The organism is Aeromonas sp. s11, from assembly GCF_040907945.1.
Taxonomy (GTDB): domain Bacteria; phylum Pseudomonadota; class Gammaproteobacteria; order Enterobacterales; family Aeromonadaceae; genus Aeromonas; species Aeromonas veronii.
This window is the reverse complement of the sequence record NZ_JBFOCU010000056.1, coordinates 233,762-247,170: the sequence shown is the minus strand read 5'-3', so window position 1 is coordinate 247,170 and position 13,409 is coordinate 233,762. Positions and strand designations below refer to the sequence as shown.

Below are 13,409 nucleotides of genomic sequence, written 5' to 3'. Positions count from 1 at the left end.
TGTCAAAAACTATTTGAAATGACCGGTTTTTAGCTAAATCCAAATGTCCGAGATCTTGGTGAAATTGAGTTAAGAGTCATGTCAAAATCAGCTGCTGAAGATTCATAAGAGGATGCCGTTGTGACTCAAAAAAGAACCATGCTGGAACTGGCTGAAGAAGCTGATTCGCTCTACGAGACAGCCATTACACGCTGGGTTGAACAACAACCAGAGCTGGCCGCTCAAGCGAAGAAGATTATGGATGATGTGACCGAGTGCTTCGACCCCGAAGTTGCTGAAGCGCTCACAAAAATGCGTTCTCTTCCCTGGGGGGCATTTATTGCCTGGTACGAAAGCAAATACGGCACAGGGGATGAATGTGAAACACAAAATTGAGTGGTTCACGGTGCAAGTTCAATACTCGGATCGAGTGCCATTTGAACTGGTTGGTGAATTGGAAAAGGGCTCGCTGTTCATGTCTGCAGGTGGCCGCTTATGTGGCCCTGGGGCTTCAGTCAGTCTCGATAGCCGAGAACTGGCAGAGGGCTATTTGCAGGCGTTGACGACGCGCAGAAAGAAAACTGACCCAGAGTTTCAAGCAGTGGCCATGCAAGTCTCTTCATCAAGTGAATACGCCCGAGCCCACATAAAACGGGACTCCGATAAAGTCCGTGAAAAGCTCACCCGATGGGGGATTGAGCTCCCTGGTTAGGGAGCGATTAGTATGAGTACGGGTACTCATACTAATCATTAAAACGGGCGCCGACGTCAGTGTCGTAACGGATTTCCCCCCTCTTGAATGCCGGATGCAGTGTGCTATATTCACTGGGAACCTATAGCAGCCGGACACCAAAGCGGGCCGGATCGGTTTGAACGGGATGTGGACTTGAGCCTGTCAAACTTAAACAGAGGGAGGTTGAGGAGGTATCCTCGCGGCGGTCAGTCCCTAGTCCACCGACCAATGCAAAAATCCAGCAAGGCCAGCTTTCGAGCTGGCCTTGTTCGTTCTGACACTGACGTCGGCGCCCGTTCGGCTGGCGCCGACGTCAGTGTTGGATGCCCGCAAAATTGCGTTGCTCGGAACCCTGCAACACAGCGCAACAGCGATATTCTCGTTCAAATAACACTATGGGGTTATATCGACGATGCCCCCTCGAAAAGTACCGTTCCGACACTGACGTCGGCGCCCAAACTAAACCTCGTCCTGTCGCGATCTCTGTTGCCACTGACTGATGGCCGCTTGCACAACAGGGGATGGTGTTTCGTCCCGAGGGCCGGTGATCTGCGGTCTACCCCGCTTGCGCTTTGCCACCGTTTGCGCGGCTTCCTTCGCAATGTCCGCCAGCTCAGGCCTGTCAGGTTGCGCTTCCAGCCTTTCGCCGCTGACGTCCAGCAGCGCCTTGTAATACTGCTCTTCCCCTAGTCGGTTTGGCTTCACCTTGTCAGGATGCGGCCCGCGACGGCGGTTCGTCGTCGGGCTGCTTGGCGCAGCTCGCGAACGAACATCGTCCCGCATGGTCTGAACCTCTTGGGCCATCAACAGCACATGGCCAAGCCGCTTGTTATCGACAATCGCCCCTTGATTCACCGGTGCCAGCTGATCCTTGATGCAGTAATCCAGGAGCTGGCCATCCAGCCCTCGTAACTCCACCCGATCATCGCAATAGTGGTACACCATGATCTCTCGACCGATCAGCCGCCGCTGGGCGGGGGTATCGAGCAACAGGTATTGCACCTTGTCATATTGGGTTGTGAGCCGTTTTGATACCTGCCTGGGCTCCTTCCAGATCAGGGTACGCTCCAAGTCATCATGAGGGCCCAGGGGGCGGTGTACGTCCACCTCATGCAAGGGGGCTTTACCGAAGCGCCGGTTGTAATCGGAGATGAAGCCAGGCAGCCACGCATTGGCCTCGTCAATCGAGCTGATCCCCGCCAACCTCAACTCTTTCACCAGGCGATCTTGTAACGTCAGGTGCGCGCGCTCTACACGGCCCTTGGCCGCACTGCTATGAGCGCAGAACCCCTCGATATTGAGTTCGTCCAGGGCGCGGGCAAACTGCGTCTGGCCCTCGCCACGGGAGGACTTGTGATTGACCCTGAACACGCTGGCCTTGTCGCTGTAAAGCGCCAGCGGCTTGCCGTGGGCAACCAGGTGATCGCGCAAGGTGCCGAAGTAGGCGAAGGTCGATTCGGAATGCACAAAGCGCAGGGCGGTGATCTGGCTGGTCGCATCGTCCACGAACACGATGGCGGTACAGGCTGGCGCTCGACCCTCAAACCAGCGGTGGTCGCAACCGTCAACCTGGATCAACTCACCAAAGCAGGCGCGGCGGTAACGAGGTTGCTGGATCCTGGGTGGCCGTTGCCGGCGGGGCACCCATAGCCCCGTGGCAATCATCATCTGGCGCACGGTCTCCACGGCCAGGTTGATACCGTGTTGTTCCGCCAGTTTCTCAGCGGCCAGGGTCGGCCCGAAATCAGGGTAGTGCTGGGTGATCAGCTGATAGGCTTGCTCCTTGAGCCCAATCGGCAGTTGCCGATTGCCTTTCATCCCGAACTTGCGGGAGCGCAGCCCTAATGGGCCATCCTCCACGTAACGGGCCACCAGGCGGCGTAGATGCCGTGGCGTCAATGACAGGCGCTGTGCCGCTATCGTGCTGGGTATGTGGCCTTCCACCACGGCCTGGATGGTCTTGAGACGGTCTACCTCTTTCATGGTGAATATCAGCTCGCTTTGTGCCATGAGAACCCCTCCGTGGTGACACCTATCTCACAAGGTATAACTGAGGGGGCCCTAGCCGGACATTTCAATCTGGCTCAAAGCGGACATTACAATCTGGGGCTAACAACACAACTGCGTCACTTCATTTTTTATGTTAAATGATATCTTGTTGATCTGATGATATATTTGCCGTGCAGCCTGCAGCCCAAAGGGGAAGGGCCATCTTCCTATGGATAATGGCATGTGATGAGAGATAACAAATCCGGAAATGGAACATCGCAAGGACATATGAGCCAAGAAATGACAGTGCGTGAAGAGCAAGAGGCGGTGCCCCAAAACAATGCCGAGCGGCAGCGCCAACATGTAAAACGCAAGCAGGAGACCCATACCCGGCTGCAATGCTGGATCAGCAATCGCCACGCCGAACGATTGGCCGCACTGGGTCTTCATCTCGAAGACAGTCAGGCGTCACTTATCGAGCAGGCGATCGATCTGCTCTACCAACATGAGCTGGGTAGAGAACCTCCGTTTGAAAACAGAGTCGCCACACAGGTCGAAGAGACCGTTGAATAGATACAAGAGTGAAGTAACAGCGATACGTGAAGAGATAAAAAAAGCCAGGTACGAATTCCTTGTACCTGGCATAGGGGAATTGGCTCCTTGCAGAGCCGTGCGCTAACTGGTGTTCGGATTGCCTTAAGCTTAGACAAGGCTCAAGGCTTTTCAAGATCCGAAGAAAAGTTCAACCAGAGTGTGGGTATTTCAGACTCGTTCAAGTGCTGATGCTCCGAACGGCACACTACGCATTGAACAGATTGTTGTCACGCACCAGCTCGCGGGGGAGGGCATTCTTGACCCGACTACCCACCCATTTCCCCATCCCCAGGGTATGCCCCTGATAGCGGACGATCACCTCGCCAGCGCCAGAATCTTGTTCTGGCCAGACGTCCCGCCCCATCATGAATTCCCGCGCATTGGCGCTATCCAGCTCGACCACGCCCTTGCTCGCTTTATCGCCATAGGCCAATGCCCACTCATGAGTGAGGCGATAACCTTTCTTGAAGGTTTCGGCCAACTTGATGCCGATGCGATCGAAACGCAACTTGCCCTGCACCTGATCAAACCGCTGAGGGAAGAGCCAGATCTCGTCATTGCGGCCAAACAGCTGACCCTGCGGTGCCACCCCGAAGTTGGCTTCAATCTCGCGCAACATGGGTTCAGCCTCTTTGACAGGAAGCGGCGCAAAAGGGAATTTACCCAGCTTGCCCGGCTTGAACATGGTGTTAGGCACCGAGTGATGTTTGCGCAACCTGGCGACGAAAAAGCCTTCGCTATCGAAGATCTGGGGCCAAACGTGCAGGTATCCTTCGGGTGTGCAGGCTTGCTCTGCATGGGGGAACAGTTCGGCCAGCGAGTCAAAACTCAAGGCATCGCCAAACTTGTCCAGCAGGGATTGGCAGACCGCTTGGTTCTCCTGCTCACTCAAGGTGCAAGTGGAGTAGACCAGTACGCCACCCGGTTTCAAGGCATGGAAGGCACTCTCCAGCAGCCCCTGCTGCACCGCCGCGATCTCGTCGATGCTCTCGATACTCCAGTTGCGCAGTGCATCTTCATCCTTGCGCACCGTACCTTCACCGGAGCAGGGGGCGTCGAGCAGGATGGCATCGAAGGTCTCCGGCAACCACTGGCCAAATACCTTGGCATCAAAATGGGTCATCCCCACATTGGTCACGCCGCAGCGCTGGATATTGGCGCTAAGCACTTTCAACCGGCTGCTGGAAAACTCGTTGGCAACCAGCATTCCCTGATTGTTCATCAGGGCCGCGATCTGGGTGGTCTTGGAGCCGGGGGCCGCCGCCGCATCCAGCAACATGCCATCCGCCTTGATCTTGTCGCTGGCAAAGAGCGCCGTCACCGGCAGCATGGAGCTCGCTTCCTGAATGTAGAAGAGCCCGCTCAAGTGCTCGGCGGTGTTGCCAAGGGGGACGGTTTCATCGCTGCGGGTCAGCCAGAAGCCGGTATCACACCAGGGCACAGGGTCGAGCTGCCAACCCAGTGGCTCCATCTGGGCGACGAAATCCGAGACGGCGATCTTCAAGGTATTGACCCGAATGCTGCGGCGCAGCGGACGTCGACAACTGGCCACAAACTCATCCATCGAGAGATGGGCCGGCATGATGGCCGCAATGTGACGTAAAAAGTAATCGGGAAGGAAGGTGTTGTCGTGCACTGTGCCGTCTCGTTGACCGAAAAAGAGGGGCGATATCCTACCACAAGGCTAAGAATATTCTGAATCTGAACCCTATCAACAGGCACCGGAATATAAAAAAGCCCGGCACTGTGCCGGGCTTGGATGAGATACAAAGGGAAGAGATCAGGGCTGGATACGCGGACTCCACTCCAGCCACTCTTTCTCGGCCTTGCCATAGAGCGGATAGCTGTGGCCAGCCTTGACGGTTGGACCCATCTCTCTCTCCGGCGTATTGAAAGCAATGCCGCCGGCCAGCAGGCTCTGCACCGTCTCAACTTCGATAGTGCCGCCGGTCAGCCCGATATCCGCCTTGACCCCGGAGACATTCCAGAAACGGGAGTTGGCCCGCACCAGATGGGCATACTCCTGATCTACGTTAACGTCGATCACCACCTCGCTGCCATCCCGAGCCAGCGCCACCTTGGTGACACTGCCCACCACCATCTTGCGAAACAGCAGCGGACTGCCGACGCTCAGGCCATTGACGGAGGGGCTCTTGAGGGTCAGGGCCAGACCCAGAGGACCGGTCTGACTCAAAGGGAAACGATCTTTGCCAGCGCCTTTACCGGGTTGTGCTTCTACAAACGCCCCCTTGATCAGGGTATCGAGGTGAGCGACACCGCCCAGCCCCAGCTTGGCCTGCACCAGAGTAAAGCGGGCGCCGGACTGCAGGAAACGCTCGGCGTAGTGGCCATCGAGTTCCGCCTTGAAGATCACCTGACCCAGTGACGGCTCCAGCTCGATCTCTTCAATTTTGCCGATATCGACACCGCGATAGCGGATCGGGCTGCCAATCCCGAGCCCCGGATTGCTCTCTGCCACCAGTGACAGCTGGCGCACCTTGGCCTTGGCTTGCTCCCTGGAATCGAACAGTTGATGACTGCTGCGGCCATTGGCCAACCGATCGAACTCGATGGCACCGCGCAGCAAGGTACCGAGGTTGCCCACCTTGACCTGCACCCCATCGACCCGCACCTTGGTGTCGATGGCCGGTTTTTTCCAGAACTGGGGTTGCTGGGCGAGGAGGGGAGCATAGACCCCATCAATCTCGAGTTCGATCTCGACCCCCTCTTTGGCGGCGCGCAGCTGTTTGACCTTGCCCGCTTCCAACCCCAGATAGAGCACAGGTGAGCCAATGCCGATGCCATCGGCCTGATCTGCCTTGAGCAACCAGCGCCGGGGCTTGGCATCACGGGTACCGAGCAGTGCCAGCTCCTGACTGGGGTAGAGACGGTTAATCCGCTCGCCACTGCTGGCTTGTACCAGCTTGATCCCGCCTCCCAACCAGGCACTGGCCGGACTGGTTTCTACTTTTATGCCGCTCAGATCGGCATCGATCTGCAGCGGGGCGGCGCGATAGAAGCGGGCACGATTGAGCAGATGGCCATAGTTCGGCGCCATCACCAGCTCAACGCTGGCATTGCCGCGCGCATCCAGGGTGAGCTGGCTGATACGGCCCACCTGCAATCCCTTGTACCAGACAGGTGCATCCTGATTGAGCCCCGCCAGATCGTCAGCCTGCAGCGTCACCTTGGTACCGCTCTGGGGCGCGCGATCGGTAAGTGTCATCTTCTCTACCGGTTTGCCCGCTACATAGTCGAGGCGAATGGCCGGGCCTGAGAGCAGGCGATCTGCATGCTGCACACCGGTCGCGGAGAGGGAGACGCTCTCCCACACCAGTTGACTCTTGTCGGTAATGCGATAAGCCTGCTCCGGGTTGATCAGCGCTGTGACCATCCGGCCTTTATCGGTAAGCCGAATGGGGTCGATACGACCGATCTCGATCCCCTCATAGAGGATGGGCATCCCCTCCTTGACCGGGAGATCGCCAGCCGCAATGTCGATACGCGAGCCGCGTGCCGCTTCCGCCAGCCCTTTATAGAGGACGAAGGTCTGTCCCTTCTCCGGTTCCGGTGAATCTTTGGGCGAGTCAAAGGCAATGCCGCCGCTCAGAATGGAGGTGAGGCTGCCAGCCTCCACGCTCACCCCGGCCAGACTGAAGGAGCCCTTGATGCCACTGATGTTCCAGAAGCGGGTATCAGCTTTGACCAGATGTTCGAAACGCGGCTCGATCACCAGATCCAGAATGACGTTCTGGTTGTCCTGACCAAGGCGGGTATTGATGACGCTGCCCACCTCGATACCGCGGAAATAGAGTTTGGCGCCAATCCCCACCGAACCCAGCGAATCGGCGGTCAGGTGCAGCATCCGCCCCTGAGCCTGATAGCCGGGAGGAGGGCCCTCCAGTGCATCAAAGGTCTCCTCCAGCGGATTGCTTTCACGCCCCGGTTGCAGGTTGATGTAGTTGCCGGAGACTAGGGTATCGAGTCCGGAGATCTCGGTGAGCGACGCCTTGGGGCTCACCAGCCAGAAGTCGGATCCCTTGCGGATCAGCGGTCTGGCACGGCTGTCAATCTTGGCCATCACCGCAATCTTGCGGCCATCTTCAGCCAACTCCAGCTCTTGCACCACACCGATAGCCACCCCCTGATAACGAACCTGGGTTTTACCCGGCAAGATGCCGTTGCCCTGGGCGAAGTTGATCTGGATAAGCTGGCCACGGCTCAATACCTGCTGATAGAGAAAGCCACCTGCCAGCAGCAGGGCTATCAGGGGTAACAGCCAGACCGGCGATAACCAGCGACGCTTTTCGATGACGGGTTCAGCCCCGATCATACCGACTCCTTATTGGCTGGATTAAACAGCACATCAGACAAAAACAGAGAAATCATCAACGGGCCGCCTTGTCCCACAGTAAACGGGTATCGAGCATGCGGGCCGACATCATGGTCAGCACTACCACACCGGCAAAGGCGGTGGCCCCCGGGCCAGCGCGGACACTCAGCAGTACACCCCGATCGACCAGTGCCACCATCAGCGAAATCACGAACAAGTCCAGCATCGACCAGCGACCGATAAAATCGATCACCCGATACATCACCAGCTGGCGCTTGCGCCGCACCGGTTTGGCCCGCTGCAACTGCCAGCAGATCCAGCCCAGCCCCAATATTTTGCCCACCGGCACCAGTATGCTGGCGGTGAGAACTATGGTAGCAATCCCGCTCATTTTGCTGCGATAGAGCATCATGATACCGCTGAAGATGGTATCTGACTGCAGCAACCCCTTGTTGTAGAAATGGGTTATGGGCAACAGATTGGCAGGCAACAACATGAAGGTGGCGAGCGCCAGCAAGCCCCACGACCAGGCGAGGGAGCGGGGAATGCGCACCTGCAATTTGCTGCTGCAACGGGGGCAGACAGCCCCGGCTTGATAACGCACCAGCAGACCGCAGGTATGGCAGCGGCAGAGCCCCATCTCACGGGCGCTGGTCATGTTCCGGCTCCTTTAACGGGATCCGCGCCCAGTAGGGGGCGGGGTCAAACAGGATCAGCAGGGTCATGTTGAGCAGCATCAGAATACCGAGGCTGAGCAACCCGCCACCGAGGCGCACATCGGCGATGTCGATCAGTTTGAACAGGGCAACCAGCAGGCTGACGATATAGACTTCCAGCATGGCCCAGTGGCGAAACACCTCGACCAGCTTCAAGGTGACGGGAAGAATGTGCCAACGTTTGGCCAGACCCGAAGCCAGCGCAAAGATCCCTGCCAATAACCCCACCGGCGCCAACACGGCGCACCAGAACACCAGGCTGGCCACCCACCATTCTCCCTCGCCAAACAGCACCAGAATACCGCGCAGCAGGTCGGCATCGGTGTTGACCCCAGCCAGCCGCAGATAGATCAACGGCTCAAAAAATGCTGAGGGCAGCAGCAGAAATCCGGTGATGGTCAGGGCCATCAACTGGGAGGGACGAAAGGCATAACGGCCATAGAGATGTTGATGACATCGCGGGCAGTGGGCATGGCGACGCAGCGGCAGTGCTTTGCGCTGGATCAGCAAGTCGCACGCCGGACAGACAATTACGGAACCGGGCTCCATCATACAATTCAACCTGTTGAAGGAATTGGTGAAATTTACCCTAAAACCGGTTTCCTGTCTTGCCTGCAGCCGGAATGTTACGAAAGTATAATTGACGTTAACGTAAACGTGATATTAGATAGCCAAACTAGACAGGTGAAAGGAGTCATGATGTCCAGTTTGTCCCCCTCGGCAGGCCTGCGCTTTCGCACCGCCCTTGCCAATGAACATCCCCTGCAGATCGTCGGCACCATCAATGCTTATATGGCGCTGATGGCCGAGCGCAGCGGTTTTCAAGCCCTCTATCTCTCCGGCGCCGGGGTAGCCAATGCCTCCTACGGCTTGCCGGATCTCGGCATGACCTCCCTCAACGACGTGCTGATCGATGCCGAGCGGATCACAGCGGCGACCCGTGTGCCGCTACTGGTCGATATCGATACCGGCTGGGGCGGGGCATTCAATATCGCCCGCACCATCCGCGCGTTTGAGCGAGCCGAGGTTGCCGCCGTCCATATGGAAGATCAGGTGGCCCAGAAGCGCTGTGGTCATCGTCCCAACAAGGCGGTGGTCACGCTTGAAGAGATGTGCGATCGCATCAAGGCGGCAGTGGATGCCCGCGAGAATAGCGAGTTCGTCATCATGGCGCGCACCGATGCGCTGGCGGTGGAGGGGATGGAGTCGGCTCTTGAACGCACCGCTGCCTATGTGGCCGCCGGTGCCGACATGATCTTCGCCGAGGCGGTGACCGAGCTTGCCCAGTACGACCAGTTCAAGCTGGCGGCCAAAGTGCCGATCCTCGCCAACATGACCGAGTTCGGCAAAACCGAGCTGTTTGACAAAGAGCAACTGGCCGCCCACGGGGTCGACATGGTGCTCTACCCGTTAAGTGCCAACCGCGCCGCCAATCAGGCCGCCCTCAACGTCTATCAACATATTCGCCAGGATGGTCATCAAAGGGCCGTCGTGGAGACCATGCAGACCCGGGAGTCGCTCTACGACTTCCTCGGATATCACCACTACGAGCAGACACTGGATCGTCTGTTTACAGCCAAGGAATAGGAGGCAGCTTATGGGACAGCAAAAACCGTTGGGTGGGGCAGGTCTGCGCGGGCAGAGTGCGGGGGAGACCAGTATCTGCACAGTAGGCAAGAGTGGCACCGGTCTTACTTATCGCGGCTATGACATCAAGGAGCTGGCCGATAGCGCCCAGTTCGAAGAGGTCGCCTATCTGCTGCTCAAGGGGGAGTTGCCCGGTGAGCAGCAGCTTGACGCCTACAAGCGCGAGCTGCATCGCCTGCGCTCCTTGCCCCAGCCGCTGTTGGAGGTACTGGAGCGCATTCCCGCCGATGCCCATCCCATGGATGTGCTGCGCACTGGCTGCTCCATGCTCGGCGATCTGGAGCCGGAAGATGGTTTCGAGCATGAGCATGAAGTGGCGGATCGGCTGCTGGCTGCCTTTCCGGGCATTCTGATCTACTGGTACAAGTTCAGTCACGAGGGAGTTCGCATCGCCCTCGATACCGACGAGGAGTGTATCGGTGGCCATTTCCTCGAACTGCTGCACCAGAAAGCGCCGAGCGAGCTGGAGCGGCGGGTGATGCATGTCTCTCTCATCCTCTACGCCGAGCATGAGTTCAACGCCTCCACCTTTGCGGCGCGGGTCTGCGCCTCGACGCTCTCTGATATGTTCTCCTGTATCACTGCCGCCATCGGTACCCTGCGCGGCCCGCTCCACGGCGGAGCCAACGAGGCAGCCATGGCGATGATCGAACACTGGCAGGATGAAACGCAGGCGAGGCGCGAACTGCTGGCCAAGCTGGCGGCCAAGGAGAAGATCATGGGCTTTGGCCACGCCATCTACCGCACTTCTGATCCGCGCAACGTCATCATCAAGGAGTGGTCGGCCAAGCTTGCCGAGGCGGTGGGTGATGATCGCCTCTATCGCGTCTCCTGCGAGGCGGAGAAGGTGATGTGGGAAGAGAAAGAGCTCTTTCCCAACGCCGACTTCTTCCACGCCAGCGCCTATCACTACATGGGGATCCCGACCAAGCTGTTCACGCCTATCTTCGTCTGCTCGCGGGTCACCGGCTGGTGCGCCCACGTGATGGAGCAGCGCGAGCACAACCGGATCATCCGCCCGAGCGCCGATTATGTCGGCCCGGCCCCCCGTCACTTTGTCTCTCTACAACAACGATAAGGAAGTCACGATGTCCGCCAACGTCGACGTCAACCACAGACCCGAGCCCGATCAGGTACTGGTCGATATTGCCGATTATGTCTGCAACCACCCCATTACCAGCTCTGCGGCTCTCGACACCGCCCGCTACTGCCTGATGGATACGCTCGGCTGTGGCCTGCTGGCCCTGCGCTTCCCCGAATGTACCAAGCACCTTGGCCCCATAGTCCCCGGTACACTGGTACCCCATGGTGCCCGGGTGCCCGGTACCCAGCTTTGCCTCGATCCGGTCAAGGCGGCCTGGGATATCGGCGCCATCATCCGCTGGCTCGATTACAACGACACCTGGCTTGCCGCCGAATGGGGCCATCCTTCCGACAACCTGGGGGGGATTCTCGCCACAGCCGACTGGCTCTCCCGAACTCGCGTGGCAGAGGGCAAGGCGCCGCTCACCATGAGCGATGTGCTGGTGGCCATGGTCAAAGCCCACGAAATTCAGGGGGTGCTGGCGCTGGAGAACTCCTTCAACCGGGTGGGTCTCGATCACGTGGTGCTGGTCAAGGTCGCCAGCACCGCCGTGGTGACTCATATGCTGGGTGGCACCCGCGATCAGGTGATCGATGCGGTATCCCAGGCCTGGGTCGATGGTCAGAGCCTGCGTACCTACCGCCATGCCCCCAATGCGGGGTCACGCAAGAGCTGGGCGGCGGGGGATGCCACCTCGCGCGCGGTGCGCCTCGCCCTTATCACCATGAGCGGCGAGATGGGCTATCCAGGCGTACTGAGCGCGCCCAAGTGGGGTTTCTACGATGTGCTGTTCAAGGGCAATCAGTTCGCCCTGCATCAGGGATACGGCAGCTATGTGATGGAGAACGTGCTGTTCAAGATCTCCTATCCCGCCGAGTTCCACGCCCAGACTGCTGTGGAGTGCGCCATGAAGCTGCATGGGCAGGTGAAGGGACGGCTCGACGAGATAGACCGTATCGAACTTACTACCCATGAGTCGGCCATTCGTATCATCAGCAAGGTCGGTGCCCTCAACAACCCGGCCGATCGGGATCACTGCCTGCAGTACATGGTGGCGGTGCCTCTCATCTTCGGTCGCCTGATCGCCGAGGATTATGAGGACGATGTTGCCGCCGATCCCCGCATCGACGCGCTGCGTAGCAAGATGGTGGTGCAGGAGGACAAGCGTTACAGCCGCGAGTATCTGGAGGCAGACAAGCGTTCCATCGCAAACGCCATCCAGATCTTCTTCAAGGACGGCACTCACACCGCCAAGGTGGAGGTGGAATATCCGGTCGGCCATCGTCGCCGTCGGGAGGAGGGGATCCCGCTGCTGGTGGAGAAATTCCAGCACAATCTGACCACCCGCTTCCCGGCCAAACGGGTCCGCGACATCCTGGCCCTCTGTCAGGATGGGTCAAGCCTTGCCACCACTCCGGTACACGCCTTTATGGATCTGTTGGTGATCTGACCAATATCTACCGGCAAACAGCGATAAACGAAAAGCGGGCCCATCGGCCCGCTTTGTTATTCTGGCGGCTGATCCCTCGATAAGCCTTACTCAAGCGCACTGCTGTCGCCGTTAAAGAGCGCCGTCATGATGGCCGTCTCACGACTGGCGATGGTCTCGAGAAACTCGTTGGCACGCCCCATCTGATGACACACCTGATAGCCGTGCTCGACAAAGGAGAAGAGCTCGCCAAGCCCCGCCAGATGGGCGGGCCCTGACACCAGCTTGAGGGTTGCCCCCACCAGCGGCTTTCTCGCCAGCCTGTCCAGCGTCATGCCAAGCTCGCTCACCAATGCGATCTGATGTTCACGGCGCGCCTGTTCACCCACGGCACGATAGGCGATGGTGTAGTGGTCTGGCGTGATGGGATCAATGCCATCAATGCGCCGCAGCGCCACCACCATCAGGTAGTCCAGCTCTTCGGAGAGGGCATCAAGCTCGATCGCTTGCGCCAGCACCTTGAGGCCGGACTCCGGCAACAGCCGCTCGGCGGTTGGCATCACCCGCATCACGTCCGCATCGCGGCGGGCGCAATCCCCAGGGCCATAGAGATCGGTCAGGAAAAACTCGGCCGCCGGACCGTAGCGGTCACTCTCCAGCAGATCTCGATGGGTTCGCCCCAACCGGTCGGCCTGCCACTGGCGTAGCCGATCCCGATCCTGCTGATCTTCCGGGTGGGCACGCATCTGCTCGCGCAAGGCTGCAACCCGCTTGAGCTGGCGGTAGAGCCGACCCAGGGTGCTATCGTCGTCGTGGGCATGTTCTTGATGCGTCATCTACAGCTCTCTGGCCTTGGGCCCATTGATGGGGATTGGGTGATACGAAGATACAAGTGAATGAAAAAC

The 13,409-nt window shown here is 58.6% G+C and carries 12 protein-coding genes; 6 read left to right on the top strand and 6 right to left on the bottom strand.

The features are described from left to right. Positions 1-120: 120 nt before the first annotated feature. Complete coding sequence (locus tag AB5Y84_RS16540) at positions 121-375, top strand: hypothetical protein (protein WP_139714689.1); 255 nt, start codon at positions 121-123, stop codon at positions 373-375. Beyond that, positions 359-691: a hypothetical protein gene (locus AB5Y84_RS16535; protein ID WP_368176250.1), complete on the top strand. Its 333-nt coding sequence runs from the start codon at positions 359-361 to the stop codon at positions 689-691. Before AB5Y84_RS16540 ends, AB5Y84_RS16535 begins: the two co-directional genes overlap by 17 nt. A 480-nt stretch (positions 692-1,171) precedes the next feature. On the opposite strand, the gene AB5Y84_RS16530 is transcribed toward AB5Y84_RS16535, so the two are convergent. After that, positions 1,172-2,722 (bottom strand): ISNCY family transposase, encoded by a 1,551-nt coding sequence (locus AB5Y84_RS16530; RefSeq protein ID WP_368176249.1) that lies wholly within the window; start codon positions 2,720-2,722, stop codon positions 1,172-1,174. Between the two features lie 267 nt (positions 2,723-2,989). Here AB5Y84_RS16530 and AB5Y84_RS16525 point away from each other — a divergent pair, with 267 nt between their 5' ends. Next, complete coding sequence (locus AB5Y84_RS16525; protein WP_100653771.1) at positions 2,990-3,274, top strand: RepB family protein; 285 nt, start codon at positions 2,990-2,992, stop codon at positions 3,272-3,274. Between the two features lie 226 nt (positions 3,275-3,500). On the opposite strand, the gene rsmF is transcribed toward AB5Y84_RS16525, so the two are convergent. From rsmF to AB5Y84_RS16505, 4 genes are all read right to left on the bottom strand, one after another. Further along, entirely contained in the window at positions 3,501-4,931 is a 1,431-nt protein-coding gene (gene rsmF, locus AB5Y84_RS16520; RefSeq protein WP_368177403.1) for a 16S rRNA (cytosine(1407)-C(5))-methyltransferase RsmF, read from the bottom strand. Between the two features lie 144 nt (positions 4,932-5,075). Further along, complete coding sequence (locus tag AB5Y84_RS16515) at positions 5,076-7,628, bottom strand: MlaD family protein (protein WP_368177402.1); 2,553 nt, start codon at positions 7,626-7,628, stop codon at positions 5,076-5,078. 55 nt (positions 7,629-7,683) lie between these two features. Beyond that, positions 7,684-8,286: a paraquat-inducible protein A gene (locus AB5Y84_RS16510; protein WP_005333132.1), complete on the bottom strand. Its 603-nt coding sequence runs from the start codon at positions 8,284-8,286 to the stop codon at positions 7,684-7,686. Then, positions 8,270-8,896, bottom strand: coding sequence for a paraquat-inducible protein A (locus AB5Y84_RS16505; protein ID WP_159143742.1), 627 nt, complete (start codon positions 8,894-8,896; stop codon positions 8,270-8,272). Before AB5Y84_RS16505 ends, AB5Y84_RS16510 begins: the two co-directional genes overlap by 17 nt. Before the next feature lie 147 nt (positions 8,897-9,043). Here AB5Y84_RS16505 and prpB point away from each other — a divergent pair, with 147 nt between their 5' ends. Genes prpB through AB5Y84_RS16490 form a run of 3 tightly spaced genes read left to right on the top strand, consistent with a single transcriptional unit; the run spans position 9,044 to position 12,525 of the window. Continuing rightward, on the top strand, positions 9,044-9,931 hold the full coding sequence (gene prpB, locus AB5Y84_RS16500) for a methylisocitrate lyase (protein WP_368177401.1): 888 nt from the start codon (positions 9,044-9,046) through the stop codon (positions 9,929-9,931). 10 nt (positions 9,932-9,941) lie between these two features. Continuing rightward, positions 9,942-11,069, top strand: coding sequence for a 2-methylcitrate synthase (gene prpC, locus AB5Y84_RS16495; protein ID WP_368177400.1), 1,128 nt, complete (start codon positions 9,942-9,944; stop codon positions 11,067-11,069). 10 nt (positions 11,070-11,079) lie between these two features. After that, positions 11,080-12,525 carry a bifunctional 2-methylcitrate dehydratase/aconitate hydratase gene (locus AB5Y84_RS16490; protein ID WP_368177399.1) on the top strand — a complete coding sequence of 482 codons (1,446 nt, stop codon included), beginning with the start codon at positions 11,080-11,082 and terminating at the stop codon, positions 12,523-12,525. 86 nt (positions 12,526-12,611) lie between these two features. On the opposite strand, the gene AB5Y84_RS16485 is transcribed toward AB5Y84_RS16490, so the two are convergent. Then, positions 12,612-13,340 (bottom strand): hypothetical protein, encoded by a 729-nt coding sequence (locus AB5Y84_RS16485; protein ID WP_368177398.1) that lies wholly within the window; start codon positions 13,338-13,340, stop codon positions 12,612-12,614. Positions 13,341-13,409 lie beyond the last annotated feature (69 nt).

Coding starts and splice junctions, on each gene's coding strand:
- AB5Y84_RS16485 (WP_368177398.1), bottom strand. CDS start 13,340: ATGACGCATCAAGAACATGCCCACGACGACGATAGCACCCTGGGTCGG.
- AB5Y84_RS16490 (WP_368177399.1), top strand. CDS start 11,080: ATGTCCGCCAACGTCGACGTCAACCACAGACCCGAGCCCGATCAGGTA.
- AB5Y84_RS16515 (WP_368177402.1), bottom strand. CDS start 7,628: ATGATCGGGGCTGAACCCGTCATCGAAAAGCGTCGCTGGTTATCGCCG.
- prpC (WP_368177400.1), top strand. CDS start 9,942: ATGGGACAGCAAAAACCGTTGGGTGGGGCAGGTCTGCGCGGGCAGAGT.
- AB5Y84_RS16510 (WP_005333132.1), bottom strand. CDS start 8,286: ATGACCAGCGCCCGTGAGATGGGGCTCTGCCGCTGCCATACCTGCGGT.
- AB5Y84_RS16525 (WP_100653771.1), top strand. CDS start 2,990: ATGAGCCAAGAAATGACAGTGCGTGAAGAGCAAGAGGCGGTGCCCCAA.
- AB5Y84_RS16505 (WP_159143742.1), bottom strand. CDS start 8,896: ATGATGGAGCCCGGTTCCGTAATTGTCTGTCCGGCGTGCGACTTGCTG.
- prpB (WP_368177401.1), top strand. CDS start 9,044: ATGTCCAGTTTGTCCCCCTCGGCAGGCCTGCGCTTTCGCACCGCCCTT.
- AB5Y84_RS16530 (WP_368176249.1), bottom strand. CDS start 2,722: ATGGCACAAAGCGAGCTGATATTCACCATGAAAGAGGTAGACCGTCTC.